The sequence below is a fragment of the Microcoleus sp. PH2017_09_SFU_O_A genome (assembly GCF_020738625.1).
GTDB lineage: Bacteria > Cyanobacteriota > Cyanobacteriia > Cyanobacteriales > Microcoleaceae > Microcoleus.
Genome location: NZ_JAEQCF010000048.1, coordinates 1 through 13,973, shown reverse-complemented (window position 1 = coordinate 13,973; position 13,973 = coordinate 1). Strand labels below are relative to the sequence as shown.

The 13,973-nt window shown below is 44.7% G+C and carries 8 protein-coding genes, 1 rRNA gene and 1 pseudogene; 3 read left to right on the top strand and 7 right to left on the bottom strand.

The window, feature by feature from the left end:
- Window positions 1-175 precede the first annotated feature (175 nt).
- The 4 genes and pseudogenes from JGK16_RS18420 to JGK16_RS18405 all read right to left on the bottom strand — a co-directional run.
- Complete coding sequence (locus JGK16_RS18420) at window positions 176-2,302, bottom strand: Gldg family protein (RefSeq protein ID WP_293184960.1); 2,127 nt, start codon at window positions 2,300-2,302, stop codon at window positions 176-178.
- 48 nt (window positions 2,303-2,350) lie between these two features.
- The gene (locus JGK16_RS18415) at window positions 2,351-3,256 is read right to left on the bottom strand and encodes an Rpn family recombination-promoting nuclease/putative transposase (RefSeq protein WP_293184962.1); all 906 of its coding nucleotides are present in this window, start codon (window positions 3,254-3,256) and stop codon (window positions 2,351-2,353) included.
- Window positions 3,257-3,475: 219 nt separating this feature from the next.
- Complete coding sequence (locus JGK16_RS18410) at window positions 3,476-4,276, bottom strand: ABC transporter permease (protein ID WP_293184963.1); 801 nt, start codon at window positions 4,274-4,276, stop codon at window positions 3,476-3,478.
- 1,733 nt (window positions 4,277-6,009) lie between these two features.
- Window positions 6,010-6,960 (bottom strand): annotated as a pseudogene (locus JGK16_RS18405) (ABC transporter ATP-binding protein); the annotation flags it as partial.
- Between the two features lie 617 nt (window positions 6,961-7,577).
- Here JGK16_RS18405 and JGK16_RS18400 point away from each other — a divergent pair.
- Window positions 7,578-7,793: a hypothetical protein gene (locus JGK16_RS18400; RefSeq protein WP_293184968.1), complete on the top strand. Its 216-nt coding sequence runs from the start codon at window positions 7,578-7,580 to the stop codon at window positions 7,791-7,793.
- Window positions 7,794-8,073: 280 nt separating this feature from the next.
- On the opposite strand, the gene JGK16_RS18395 is transcribed toward JGK16_RS18400, so the two are convergent.
- Entirely contained in the window at window positions 8,074-10,080 is a 2,007-nt protein-coding gene (locus JGK16_RS18395) for a serine/threonine-protein kinase (RefSeq protein ID WP_293184970.1), read from the bottom strand.
- Between the two features lie 165 nt (window positions 10,081-10,245).
- Window positions 10,246-11,565, bottom strand: a complete 1,320-nt coding sequence (locus JGK16_RS18390) for an NB-ARC domain-containing protein (RefSeq protein ID WP_293191739.1) — start codon at window positions 11,563-11,565, stop codon at window positions 10,246-10,248.
- Window positions 11,566-11,739: 174 nt separating this feature from the next.
- Here JGK16_RS18390 and JGK16_RS18385 point away from each other — a divergent pair, with 174 nt between their 5' ends.
- Window positions 11,740-12,858, top strand: coding sequence for a peptidoglycan DD-metalloendopeptidase family protein (locus JGK16_RS18385; RefSeq protein ID WP_293191742.1), 1,119 nt, complete (start codon window positions 11,740-11,742; stop codon window positions 12,856-12,858).
- 166 nt (window positions 12,859-13,024) lie between these two features.
- Window positions 13,025-13,747 (top strand): hypothetical protein, encoded by a 723-nt coding sequence (locus JGK16_RS18380; RefSeq protein ID WP_293191745.1) that lies wholly within the window; start codon window positions 13,025-13,027, stop codon window positions 13,745-13,747.
- Between the two features lie 126 nt (window positions 13,748-13,873).
- Here the strand turns inward: JGK16_RS18380 and rrf are convergent.
- Window positions 13,874-13,973: ribosomal RNA gene (gene rrf / locus JGK16_RS18375) — 5S ribosomal RNA — on the bottom strand; the annotation flags it as partial.

Here is a 13,973-nt window from a genome sequence, read left to right as displayed (position 1 = left end):
GCGTCAGGGTTAAATATTTTGATTTCAGACTAATAATTCCCCCCTGACGCACCCTACGGGAATTATGGATTAGGAATTGGAAATTGGGAATGGGTTGAAAAACAAGAAACAGGCAAATAAATCCGTTACATCCGTTAAATCCCGTACATTGCTCGTTGCCGAACTTGCTTCATAATTATCTTCTTTTCCACCAAATAGCGCCACCAACGCCCAGTCCCAGTAAAGGCCAAATCAGCCAAGCTAAAACCAACAATCCTACTTGGACATCATTCATGTTAATGCGGCGGTTGGTAGCTTTTTTCGGGCTGATAGAAAAGCTTTGCTGGTCTGGTTTGCTCAACCAACTCACTGAATTGAGAAACACGTCGCTATTGAGTTGTTGGTCAAACCAACCGTTAGTCACAAATTGAGATGTACCAATTACTACCATGCGCGATGTTTTTGTAGGAGTAGAAGGCACAGAAGGAGTTGTGCTTGGACTGGGAGATGCTGTGGGAGATGTTGTTGGTGTTGGTGTGGAAGATGTTGTTGGTGTTGGCGTGGGCGAACTTTCAGGAGATGCTGTGGGAGATGTTGTGGGTGTTGGTGTTGAGGAACTCTCCGGCGATGCTGTGGAAGATGCTGCCGGTATTGGCGAAATTGTCGGTACTGCTGGAGGGGTAGCTTCCTGGGAGACAATCACCGAGTAGCTGATTGGGGAAGCTGTCGGCGAGGTTGTTGGAGATGGAGAAGTTGTTGGTGATGGAGAAGTTGTTGGTAATGGGGAAGTTTTCGGCGATGGTGTCGGCGATGACGAAGTTGTCGGCGAAGTTGTCGGCGATGCTTGGGGTGAAGGCGATGTTGTCGGGGAAGTGGTCGGAGATGGCGATGTTTTCGGCGATGGCGATGTTTTCGGCGATGGCGATGTTGTTGGCGATGGCGAAGTTGTAGGAGATGGTGAAGTTGTCGCCGATGGCGAAGTTGTCGCCGATGGTTGGGGTGAAGGCGTGACTGGTGTTGGTGAGGCTGAGGGGTTTAACGGAGTGCTCTCAGAACCCGATCGCACCAAAGCCACACCTAATAATAACGGGCCTTGTCGATCGGTCTTCGGATCGAACTCCAATTTTTTAGTCGTCAAATCGCTTTCCGCCCAACTTTCCTGACTCGTCCAAATCAGCGGTTTTTCCTCTATCCCTACTACAGGCGAAGTTTCCAAAGCGCGTGCAAACGGATAAAATGAAATACCGCTACCGAAACTTTGAGTAATCGGATGTTCCCCGTAACGCCTGACTGTGGGAACCGTCGCGCCCAGGCCGAATCTTTGACCACTACCCGAAGCATCGATGGCCAAACGGGAGTCTAGTTTTACACCCCATTCTTGCAAAAATTTGTCTAATCCCGTATTAATTGCCGGGTCTACCATTAAGAATAAACTGCCACCGCGATCGAGATAAGCTTTTAGTGCTTTAATTTCTACATCCGAAAAAGGTTTATCCTGTCCAGGAACAATTAAAGCATCTGCATCTTCTGGAACTTCTTTGCGTTCGCTCAAATTCAGCGTTTGAGAGTTATAGTATTTATCTTTCAGAGCTTTTTCAGCTTGCTGAATTCCGCCTTGACCTTCTTTCAGCGGGCGAGCTCCTTTGCCTTGCAAAAAGTAAACTGTAGGAGTACGAGTGCTGAGAATTTCTTCTAAGCCATTTGTAAGTTTTATCTCCGAAAGACCTTGATTCGGGTCACTACCAAAAGCAGTACCACCTTTTTGCAGCACTTGTTTTTTTTCACCGGATTGCAAGTAAATTTCTCCGATGCTGGTAATACTAAACTCCCGGATTTTTCCCGGTTGGGCCTGGGGGTCAACAAACTCGTATTGAAACTTTTCGCCTCCCTCGCGTTTGTAACTTTGCAGCAATTCTTTAATTTGCGGATTTTGGATGGGGTCAAATACCCAAACCTTGACTGTTTGTTGCAGGTTTCGCAGGATTTGTTGAGTCTGGGGGGCGAGGGTAAATTGTTGGCTTTCGGTTAAGTCGATGCGGAGGGGATAGCGAAAGGCTATGAAGTTAATTACTCCCAGAATCACAAAGACAGCGAGGGTAGCAATCAGGGCGTTGGTACTCGCTTGAGTGGAACGTCGCCCCCAAAAGCCTTGTTCGTAAGTCAAGGATAGCAGCCAAAGTGCGATCGTCACTATTCCGGCAATAACTAAACCGACTGTCAGGGGTTCCCACGCTGCGGATACAAGTGCTGCTGTTACCCCCGCTGCGGTGAGGAGAGGGCCCAGCCAAAAAACGTATTTCCAATTTGTTTTGGTAATTTTCATAAGCTAAATATTGTTTGTGTGAGCAAATTCCGGTTCAAGAATGTTATTCTATATTGAATTAGTCTGCTCCAACCAGGCTGTTAAATCTGAGAGACTATTGAAATCCAGGACGGCATCTCCTAATTCTTCTAATTCCTGTAATCCTAATTGACGGATAGAGTTTTCTAGTTCCGGTTGGATTGTGCCTAAGCGTCGCACAAGTTGACGCAATATTAATGAGAGTTGAGCAGTTTTTGTCAGTTGTTCTCTTGCTACTTCTATCGCAATCTGCTGGTCTTGAATCCACTGTTCTTGGTTCTGCAACTCTTTTAATTCTTCTTGACTAAAATTGTCCTTCTTGGCAATTTTAAAAGCTTTCTGAATTTCGGGAACAGCACTCAGTGTTTCGGGGACTGTCTCCAGAATACTGGTATTTTGGAGAAAGTAAATCCATTGGTCGGCTCCTGTTTCTAATTGTGCTAATTCTTTACTGAATTTTGGCAGCTCCACAAATACTAATTCTATTTCAGTATCTGGACAATCAAATTTTTGCTCTTTTTCTTTGAAAACAAACCTAGTCATAAATTCAGGCTGATTTTCAAACATTTCAAAGTCGGCAATTTTCAAGGAAGTTACTGTTTTTAGTCTTTCATAGCGTTCTTCTCCTGTTAATTGCCCGCTGTAGGCTTTGGCAGCATTGTACAACACTCTTTTCTCGAAGGAAGGCACGTTGAGCAGTTGGATTTCAATCAGGGCGATTCTGCCACCGTTAATTGTGGCTTTGACATCTAGGTGTGTGTCTGGGACTCCAAAAGTTTTATTTCCCGGTTGGGAGTCGATTATTTCTAAGTCTTTAATGACAGGCTGTGCTTCATAAAGGATGGCGTTTAAAAAATTAATGAGGATGTATTTGCTGTCGCTGGAACCGAAGATCTTTTTGAACGCAAAGTCGATTTTGGGATTGATAAATCTCATTGTTTGATTTATTTGGTAGAATCATTTACCCTGAAAATATAACCGAATGTTGAAGGAAGAAGGAAGAGAGAAGAAGGAAGAGGGAAGAGGGAAGAAGGAAGAAGGAAGAGGGAAGAAGAAGGAATAAGTCAGTAGGCAGATTAATGCCCGATGCCCGATGCCCGATGCCCCATGCCCCATGCCCCATGCCCCATGCCCCATGCCCCATGCCCGTTGTTTTTAAGAACGCTGATATCGCAAAGCGTCGATCGACTGTGCTGTGAGAAATACTCCTAGAATGATGTAACTGGCAAAGATAATTATACTGCTAGTATCAAAAACTCCCTTGACAAGATTAGTGTAATGTGTTAGGAGTGAAAGCTGTCCTAATGCTGCTCCGAAGGGCCCGCCGATACCGACGGCGGCTGCATCGATTACCCACAGAAATAAGACTAGAGCGAAGGTGAGGATGGCGGATAAAATCGTGCTGTCTGTAAGGGATGAAATAAACATTCCGAGGGACAATATTCCGGCTGCTAGTAAGATTAGGCCGCCGTGTCCTAGCAGCACGACGCCGGGGGGTACGGGTGGGGTTGAGGAACTTAGGGCGATCGCCTCGCAGAAGAGCAGTGGCAGCAACATTGTGGTATAAAATGTTAAAACGCCGAGGAGTTTGCCGGTAGCAACGACCCAGTTGGTTAAGGGGGATGTGGCTAAAAGTTCTAAGGTGCCGCGCTTGCGTTCTTCTGCGTAAAGTCCCATGGAGAGTGCTGGTAATACGAACAGTGAAAGGGAACCCATGATTCGCAGAAAAAGTTGCAGGAATTCATAGGCTATGTCGATCGCAGGTTCGGTAATTCCCATTCTATCTCGCTGGGTGATTTGAGGAATTAGGCCGTCGGGGGCGAGGAGAATGGCGATTAAAAAGTAGCCGGTGATCAGCCAAAAGACTGCTGCGATAGCATAGGCAAATGGTGATGCAAAATAGCTTTGCAGTTCCTTGCGGTAAATGGCGATGATATTACTAATCATTACTAACATTTAGGAATTGGGAATGGTTCAACAGTTGACAGTTGACAGTTGACAGTTGACAGTTTGAAAGCTACTTCTACCTAGAAGGATGAGGATTGGAGTAATGAATAGTCTGATTTTAATTCCTCCGTCACTCGTGTTCCGGCTTTCAACCAATTATTTCTGGTAATTGGGTATTGGTAATTGCTTCATTCTGAGTCGCCTCCGGGTCGTGTTTCGCTGTCGTTGCTCTCTTGTTGCTTTCTTTCTATTTTTCGCTTTCTGTTGACAGGTGGTTGTTCTCCTTGAGAATCGCTACTCGGTTGTGCCCTTTTTTTAACTTGCCGATTTTTGACAACAGGTTCGGCTTTAGGTTCGCTCGACTCCAGGATTTCTGCAACAGGTTCTGCAACAGGTTCGGATTTTGGTTGAGGAAGCTCGATCGACTCTGCAATTTGGGTCACAGGTTCGCGAACAGGTTGGCTCGACTCTAGGATTTCTGCAACAGGTTCGGCTTTAGGTTCGATCGACTCTACGATTTCTGCAACAGGTTCTGCAACAGGTTCGCTCAACTCTACGATTTCTGCAACAGGTTCTGCAACAGGTTCGGATTTTGGTTGAGGAAGCTCCCTCGATTCTACGATTTGGGCCACAGGTTCGGATTTTGGTTCGCTCAACTCTACGATTTCTGCAACAGGTTCTGCAACAGGTTCGATCGACTCTACGATTTCTGCAACAGGTTCCAGTTGAGAAAGCTCGATCGACTCTACGATTTGGGCCACAGGTTCGGATTTTGGTTCGATCGACTCTACGATTTCTGCAACAGGTTCTGCAACAGGTTCGCTCAACTCTACGATTTCTGCAACAGGTTCGGATTTTGGTTGAGAAAGCTCGCTCGACTCTTGTCTTTCGACAATTTGCAGAAATTCTGCAACAGGTTGCATTTCTGGTTCTATATCATTGATTGTCTCTGATGTTTCTGCAAGTGTTTCGGATGCTGAGTGAGAATCATAAAGCGACTCTACTGTTTCCGCTTCTGGTTCTGATGCTGGCTCAGCAAGCTCGATCGACTCTGGGATTTGGGCCACTTCCCGATTGTCTACAATCGGTTCTGGTTGAGAATGTGCGATCGACTCCACTGTTTCTACAACTGGTTCTGATCCTGAATGAGAAGGTGCGATCGACTCTGGGATTTGGGCCACTTCCAGATTGTCTACAATCGGTTCTGGTTGAGAATGTGCGATCGACTCCACAGTTTCTACAACTGGTGATTCAGAATGTGCGATCGACTCTACAGTTTCTACAACTGGTTCTGATCCTGAATCAGAATGTGCGATCGACTCCACTGTTTCTACAACTGGTTCTGATCCTGAATCAGAATGTGCGATCGACTCCACTGTTTCTACAACTGGTTCTGATCCTGAATCAGAATGTGCGATCGACTCTACAGTTTCTACAACTGGTTCTGATACTGATTCAGCATCATAGAGCGACTCTTGCCTATCTGACTCTAGTGTTTCTAAAACTGGTTCGTCCGATACTGGATGAGCATCATAGAGAGATTCTAGTGTTTCTAAAACTGGTTCGTCGGATACTGGATGAGCATCATAGACAGATTCTTGCCTATCTGAAACTAGATTTTCCACAATCGGTGCTGATTCCGATTGATGAGAGTCGGCGATCGAGTCTTGAATTTCTGTCGCTGCTTGTAGATTGCGATCGACCTCGGGTTCGCTGTGAACCAGACTTTCTTCCGGTTTCTTTTGGGCCGCTGTCAGCCGTAAAAACACATCTTCCAAAGTAGCGCGATTGCGGCGCATTTCGCAGAGTCCGAATCCTGAGGCGATAATAGCTGCGGCGATTTCTCGTCCTGGTTCCACCTCCGATTCGCATTCTGCCCGCAGGCGGTAGCGACTGGCTAAAAATTGCTGGCTGGGAATCAATTCGATCGATCGAACTCCCCGCACATTTTCCAAAGAAGGCAACAGCAGACTGTTGAGCAAATCCGCCTCACCTTCGACTTCGACTTCGTAACCTTCCCCGGTGGCCAACTCTCCCATCAAACGTTCGGGAGTACCAGCGGCGACGATTTGACCGCGATTGATGATGGTGACGCGGCTGCAAGTCATGCTGACTTCCGGCAGAATGTGGGTAGAAAGGATAATAGTGTGTTCGCCTGCAAGACTTTTGATTAAGTTGCGGACTTCGATGATTTGTCGCGGGTCGAGGCCGACGGTTGGTTCGTCCAGGATAATGACGGGGGGATCGTGGACGATCGCCTGTGCAATACCAACTCGTTGCCGAAATCCTTTAGAAAGTTTGCGGATTAAAACTTTGCGTTTATCAACCAGGCCGCAGCGTTCGATCGCGGATGTGACACGTCGGGCGCGATCGCCTGCAGGGACTTGCTTGATCCGCGCCACAAAAAATAGAAACCCTTCCACGCTCATTTCTGGATAAAGCGGCGGGTTTTCCGGAAGATAGCCGATCCGCTGTCTGACAGCCATCGAATTTTCGTGAACGTCGAGGCCAGCGATCCGGGCGGTACCGCTGGATGCCGGCAAATATCCCGACAAAATCCGCATGGTTGTGGTTTTGCCGGCGCCGTTGGGCCCCAAAAACCCGAGTATTTCTCCTGCTTCGACCGAAAAAGACACGTCCGCGATCGCTGCGGTCGAACCGTAAGTTTTGCTTAAGTGTTCTACTTCAATCATTTGTCAAAGTCATGTCGATTTTAGGTTTGAGATTTGAGATTTGAGATTGACTCCGCCAACCACAGGTCGGACGCCTGTTCCACAACCACAGGTGGGTTAGAGCCGATTTCTCACATTAGCCTGCCAGAAACCCAATCTATCACAACTGATGATTGTACTTGGAAGCGGGACACTTGTTTTAGGTCGATCGTCTGGCGCCGGCTAGCGTTGAGCTTGCTGTTGCTGGTTGGAAAATTCTCACATAAAAACAGGCAAGATGCTTGTTCCACAAAGAAAAAAGTGAATTTTGTTGTGGTCATTCTCCCCGCTTTGGATCGTATGGCGGGCGATCGCGTTACAAGAGAACCGAAAAATCTGTCAAAGTACCGTCTTATGAATGATCGAAGCCAAGCATAATTTCACTTTAAAAAACCCATGCTACGAACAGTTAGTAAGCGATGCCTTCTTCTGCCCCGTCTTCTTCCACAGACTTCTTTCCAACCCCCAGCCTGCTAAACCCGACTTTTTCCAACTCAAGGGGGCTACAAAAGTGCCGACTTTTCTATACTGAAAAATTTGGGCTTCCCTGACATCATATGAATAGGTTAAGTTAATCAAGTGAAAAAGGGAGTTAATCAATGCGTTTTGGATTTTTGAGTTTTGGTTTGCTGGTTCTCTCAGGAGCGATAATTGCCGTAGATGTCGCACCTTCTTTAGCAGCAGCAAGCGCCCAAACAAACAGAGAGTTGTCACAGTCGCAGGCACAAGAGCGATCGCAGCAGCTAATTGCCTGTGGTTGCACTAGCAGAGGTTGTAGTAGCTGTAGCCGTCCTACTCGCGGTGGTCGTAGATAGGATAATTAGCAGCTATCGAGTGACTGCTGTTTTTAGATAGTTGAGGATTGGGCATAAAAGAATAGTCTTTTTTCAGTCCAATCCTCTGTTTGTAGAACTTAATTGGTAGATCGATTCACCAACAAACTTGCTTGCTGCTACTAAGGAACGAAAATTTAATAACTTACACATATTTGTGGGATGGGCCAGAAGAACCCGTCTTTTCTGGACGGGCTCTTCTGGCCCATCCCACAAGAACAATAAAAATTGTAAGTTATTTAATTCTCATTCCTAAGCTTTATTAACGGGGAATACTCCAAATCCTAACAGAACTATCTGGACTGCCACTGGCAAGAGTCTGCCCATCGGGGCTAAAAGCAACAGAATAAACCGAATTTGAATGTCCGGTGAGAGTTTGCAATAATTCGCCAGTATGCAGGTTCCAAAGTCTAATGGAGCTATCATAACTGCCGCTTGCCAGAGTTTTCCCATCCGGGCTGATAGCCAGACACCAAACCCAACTTAGATGTCCAGTAAGAGTGCGCTGCAATTCCCCTGTTTTCGGATTCCACAGTTTAATACTATTTTCAGCAATACGGCTAACTTCGTTCCAGCCACTACTGCTAACAAGGGTTTGACCGTCAGGACTAAAAGCGACAGACAAAACTTGCGCTGAATGTCCTTTAAGAGTGCGAATTAATTTCCTACTATTCAGACTCCACAACTTAATAGTCAGATCGTCACTGCCGCTAGCAAGGGTTTTGCCATCAGGATTAAAAGCGACCGAAGTAACGTTGTTAGTGTGTCCGTAAAAAGTATAAAGCAGCTCTCCTGTGTTAACACGCCACAGTTTGATTGTTTTGTCATGGCTGCTGCTAGCGATGGTCAGACCATCCGGGCTAAAAGCAATCGATCTAACATCGCTAGAATGACCTTTGAGAGCGCCCAAAAGCATCCCAGTATCTAGATTCCACAACTTAATTGTTGTGTCCTTCTCATTTTTCGCATCCTCCTCCAGTAGCGGCCCCGTAGCTAGCAATTTTCCATCCGGACTGATTGCAACCGACCAAAGCTTTGATGAAGCTCTAGATAGTTTTTTAATGACTTTCCCTGTACGCCAATTGTAAAGTTCGATCGGTTCATCGTAACTACCTCTGACAAGGGTCTGTCCGTCAGGGCTAAAAGCAACTGAGGTGACTGCATCAAATACTTCCGAACCTCCTTTCAAGGTGTTGATTAGAGAAAGATTTTTTAAAGGTGCAGGAGGTTGACCTTGTAAAGGAACAAATTTAGGTAAAATTAATACACTGACGCAGGCAAATGCTGTTATTCCAATTCCGACTAATGCTTTCTTAGTTTTAGCAAATGACTTCAGCCACTTTCTTTCAGTATTCAGCGGGCTAATTCCCTGTAACTCAGTCGGAGGAACTGCCGACAACCCTTCTTCACTAGGGCATTCAATCTTAGCTATAGCCTGTAAAATTGCTTCGGGATTTTTCGGTCTATTCTTCGGATAGAAAGCCATCAGCTCATCAATTAAATCTGCCAGCAATCCCGAAATTTGTGGTGCTTGATCTCGCCAAATCACCTCTTGATATAGCTCGTCTTCAAGGTCAGTTGGATTTTTTCCGGTTAAAAGAAAGACAAAAGTGCGTCCCAAGGCATAGAAATCGGATTGAGGCAGCGCTTTGCCTTTTATTTGCTCGAACGGAGCGTAGCCTTTGGTATATATCTTTGTAACTTCCCCCTCATTCTCGTCCGCAATTTTTGAAAGGTAAGTGTTTGTGATTATCCGCACTGCTCCAAAGTCGATTAACACCAGTTGACCGTCAGGTTTTAATATGATATTTGCTGGCTTAATATCTCGGTGAAAATAATGCTGCTGATGCAAGTAAGCTAGAATATTTACCAGTTGCTTTAACCAATTAATTGCTTGTTGTTGGCTGATGGGTTGATAATCTATCTGCTTTAGCCACTGCTGCAAATTATGACCGTAAATTTTATCCATCACTAGACAGTAAAGCGTGTTTCCTCCTTCTTGATAGAGAAAATATCCGTCGGGTTCTACTTTAGGAATTCCTGGATGATCTAGTCGTATTAAGACATGAGCCTCTCGCTCAAACAGGGATACTGCTATTTGTTTTTCCTGCAAGTTTGAACAATTCTCAAAATGCAGAACTTTGAGAATTTTTGGCATCCCTTGATCCTCAACAATATCAAAGATTTTGCCAAATCCTCCGCGAGTATCCAAATCTAACTCTTGCACAATACGATAGCGATTTTGAAGTATCAATCCAGGCTGAAGCATGGCAAATAAAATATGCTTTATTTCAACTCTTCGGACAGTTTTCGATCGCCAACCGTAGAATCAGGGTTTCAGGGCGATCGAGAACGAGGGGAACGCTAACAAAGCACACTATAGGCTTTCGGGAAAATCAAGGATTTCAGACTACGACCTAAAAATTGTTATTTGTTACATACAATAATGATTAATAACATATTTCCTAATTACAGGCTGTAGCCTAAACAAGTCTTGACCGATTTCGGTTTCGATCAGCGATCGCCAACTTAATGACTCCAAAGCATTCATTAATGTTGAGCTAGATATATCTGACGAAATCTCCGATCGCAATTGATTAAAGTCAACAGATTTGTTAAGTATAGCTAATTGACACATTACTTTTATTTCTAAATCAGTTACACGTTCAAACATCTGGGATAAAACTACCTCTATTTGACCTCCTATAAAAATCGTACCTGTTCTGAGAAAATCAGAAGTTTTACCAGCAAATAAAGTGATAATTGTTGCTGAAATCATCCATAGTGCTAAAGGATTTCCTTCGTACCTTTCAATAAAATCATTCCATTCTTTTTCTTTTACTAACCCTCGTTCGAGAAGAATTTGCTGTGCGGGTTCATTTTTCAAGCCACTCACTTTATGAGAGCGAACAAGGCGAGTTCGATTTTCTAATAATGAAATGTCGATAGATTTTTCTGAAGTTGTCAATACCAAGCAGCTTTTATGGTTCAATTCACCTACTTTTTTGAAAAATCTACCGTAATCCTGATATCCGTCTCGATATCTGCCAGCCAACAAACCTGTTTCCATAATTGTCTCGACTCCATCAATTATTACCAAACATCGGTGCGCGTTTAAACACTCGATCGCTCGCGAGATGGCATCAGAGGGTGTTTCTGGTAAATTTGTTTCCTCTTGGCTACAGATAAATCGGATGATGTCTTTGAGGACGGTATGTATGGGTGGAGTGCGATCGAGACTTCGCCAGATAATGAAATCAAAATCATTTTGAATTTCTTGTGCCAGTTTGACAGACAGAGACGTTTTGCCAATTCCCCCCATGCCCAACAGTGCCACCAGCCGACAGCGGTCTGTTACAATCCACTGCTTCAGTGCGGTCAATTCTTCTGTACGTCCGTAGAAAACAGAGACATCAGGGGCTTCCCCCCAATCTTGTCGAGAACGGGCGATCGCTGATTCTGGCAATTTTTCGGGCAGCGGAAGAGTTGGTGAGGAGCGATCGTCTTCTGCAAGTATATTCTTAAAGCTTTTTTTCCTAACCTCTTTCCCCAGTGCAGATGACAGCAGTTGCCAGAATTCGGAACCTAACTCCTTAGCATAACTCAGGTTGCAGTTACATTCACTGGAAATTTGCTCGTAAGTCTTATCTTCTAATACCTTACGAAATATGTTTTTTTGCAGATCGGTTGGGGATCTCCCCGTCCGAGCATGAAAAGACGCCTCTGCAAGTTCTAACGCAGTGTCAACGTTCATATTTGGGAGTTATGCAAAAATCATACTTCAGTATAACCCATTTTCCGATCGTCCTACTTTTTCCAACTCTTGCCGACCAACTCAGCCAAAAGCGACTTTTATCGACAAAATTGAGCTGTGAAACAACCCACTTTACCAGACTGAAAAATTATTGGTTTTGAAACAACATAGTAAATGTCAAGTCAATCGATGAAAACAGGAGTAACGATTGTGCCTTTACCGACAACCGACCAACAGTGGGATTTACAAAGTGGAGATGGCTGGCAATTTGACGATAATTCCAGTACAGGTGGTAAGCTTACCAATATCAAAGAAGCCTCACCAGAAGTGAAACAACTCTCTAGGGAATTGTCTCAAAAACTGGTTGGATTCTCCGCCCCAATGAGTGCTGGTTATGCCTACGAATACAGCGGTGCTAATGGCAATCCCTACAATGGTAATAATGTCTCCCACGCTGGGATTGATTATGCAGTTGGTGCGAACATAAATGTCTCAGCGGTAGTTCCGGGAAAAATCATTAATGTTGTATCTTATGGTGCAACTGGGCAATTTGTGACTGTAGAAGGTAATGATGGAAAGCGCTGGATATATGGTCACATCCAAACCAGCAAGAGACCTGGAGATTCTGTGAATATTGGAGATCCGATCGTCGGTACAGTCAAAAACCAAGGTCGGAACACTCATCTCCACATAGAGGTTCAAACTGCACCTTTTGATTCCAGTATTATTGGTGGAATTCCCTATCAAACAAAAGGAAGTCGGAATTTTGTTCTAACCAATACAATGAGTCCACTTCAAGCCTACTCGGAGTCGAAAAATGGTGGCGGTGTTCCTGTAAACACAAAAAGGGGCACAGAAGGGGACGATCGCATTAGTGGAGGAGCCGGCAACGATACTTTAATCGGTTTGGGTGGCAATGATAGCCTGTACGGCGAAGCGGGCAATGATTCCCTCATTGGCGGCAATGGAAATGATTACCTTGACGGCTATGCCAGTTATGTCAGTCGCGAATTTGACACTTTAACGGGTGGAGCTGGTGCAGATACTTTTGTACTTGGCAATGCACGACAAGGAGTTTTCTATCAAGGTGACGGTAATGCAATTATTACAGATTATTCAACTCGAGATGACTACATCCAACTCAAAGGAAGCGCTAACGACTATCAGTTAATCCGTCAGGGTTCTGATACCATAATTTCCTTGAAAAACGCAGATAGGATTGGTATTGTTCAGGGGGTAACAGACTTGAGCTTAACTGCCCGAACGGGAAGAGTTGATTTCAAATTTGTCTGATGTTGAGTTTCTTGATTTCTTCTCACCATTAATATCGAAGGTAAAAGAGCGATCGCCCAAGATTTCATACAAGCGATCGCTTGTATGAAATCATCTTAAATCCTTGGCAACTTAGCCCTGATTTTTGACAACCTTAAATAGAGGTTCGTTTACTAGGAGGACTGTGATGGAGCGCATAAGTAAATTGACAGCAGCACTAGAACAATATTCCGATCGCACTCCCCAAGATGAACAACTATGTCAACTCATTTTAACTATTTGCTCGCAACCTCGCGATAGTTTGCAGCGTCGAAAATCAATGGAGCGATTGTTGCTGAAAGTGCAACGCTTGCCAAAATTGTCAAAAAGTTCTCATCCCTATTATTTAGAAGCGGTAAATAAAACTTGGGAATGGTTAGACAATAACCTTCACAATTTTCATCCCCGCAGTTCTCCGATTCGAGACAGTTTCGTGACTTGGATTAACGGTAATCTCCGGTATCGAATTAGAGATTTATACGCTGCAAAACCCAAAAATATGGTTTCCCTAGATGTTAGAGAACGCAGCCAATTTTACCACCCATGTTTGGGCAGTATTGACGCTTATATCGAACCGCTTGAAGCTGAGGAAAACAAAAGTTTAGCACGAAAGATCGCGCAATACATTAATCGAGATCCCGAAGCTAAACTGCGAAAGTGTTATCCTAAAAATCGTCCCGACTGCAACTGTCAAATTATTGCTAAAAAAATGTTTTTGCACCAGTCGCCAGAAAAACTAAGCGAGATCGCGCGACAGTTGAATATCAATACCCAAACCATTCACTCTTTTTGGAGGAGGAAGGGATTCCCAACAGTGCGATCGCTCGCCAGAGAAATTGCTCAAATAAACTCTGATATTATGTCCGGATAATTGGTTTTTGTCTGTGATAGTGACCTTCATTCTCTCTCTTTCCGAATGCGCACGGCCCCTTAACACTACAAAAAAACACAAGCCCCAATCTGGTATTCAGAAAGGATCTGGAGTTATGTAAAATAAACCAGGCATCGAGCTATTTTCTCAGGCAGTGACCCGCCAAATATCTTCGCCACCGCAGCGTTTAACAACCGAGTTCGGGATGGAATCGGAGTGGTGCCAC

Excerpts from the sequence above, each read along its gene's own strand:
- JGK16_RS18420 (WP_293184960.1), bottom strand. The coding sequence starts at position 2,302 with ATGAAAATTACCAAAACAAATTGGAAATACGTTTTTTGGCTGGGCCCT.
- JGK16_RS18415 (WP_293184962.1), bottom strand. The coding sequence starts at position 3,256 with ATGAGATTTATCAATCCCAAAATCGACTTTGCGTTCAAAAAGATCTTC.
- JGK16_RS18410 (WP_293184963.1), bottom strand. The coding sequence starts at position 4,276 with ATGTTAGTAATGATTAGTAATATCATCGCCATTTACCGCAAGGAACTG.
- JGK16_RS18400 (WP_293184968.1), top strand. The coding sequence starts at position 7,578 with ATGCGTTTTGGATTTTTGAGTTTTGGTTTGCTGGTTCTCTCAGGAGCG.
- JGK16_RS18395 (WP_293184970.1), bottom strand. The coding sequence starts at position 10,080 with ATGCTTCAGCCTGGATTGATACTTCAAAATCGCTATCGTATTGTGCAA.
- JGK16_RS18390 (WP_293191739.1), bottom strand. The coding sequence starts at position 11,565 with ATGAACGTTGACACTGCGTTAGAACTTGCAGAGGCGTCTTTTCATGCT.
- JGK16_RS18385 (WP_293191742.1), top strand. The coding sequence starts at position 11,740 with ATGTCAAGTCAATCGATGAAAACAGGAGTAACGATTGTGCCTTTACCG.
- JGK16_RS18380 (WP_293191745.1), top strand. The coding sequence starts at position 13,025 with ATGGAGCGCATAAGTAAATTGACAGCAGCACTAGAACAATATTCCGAT.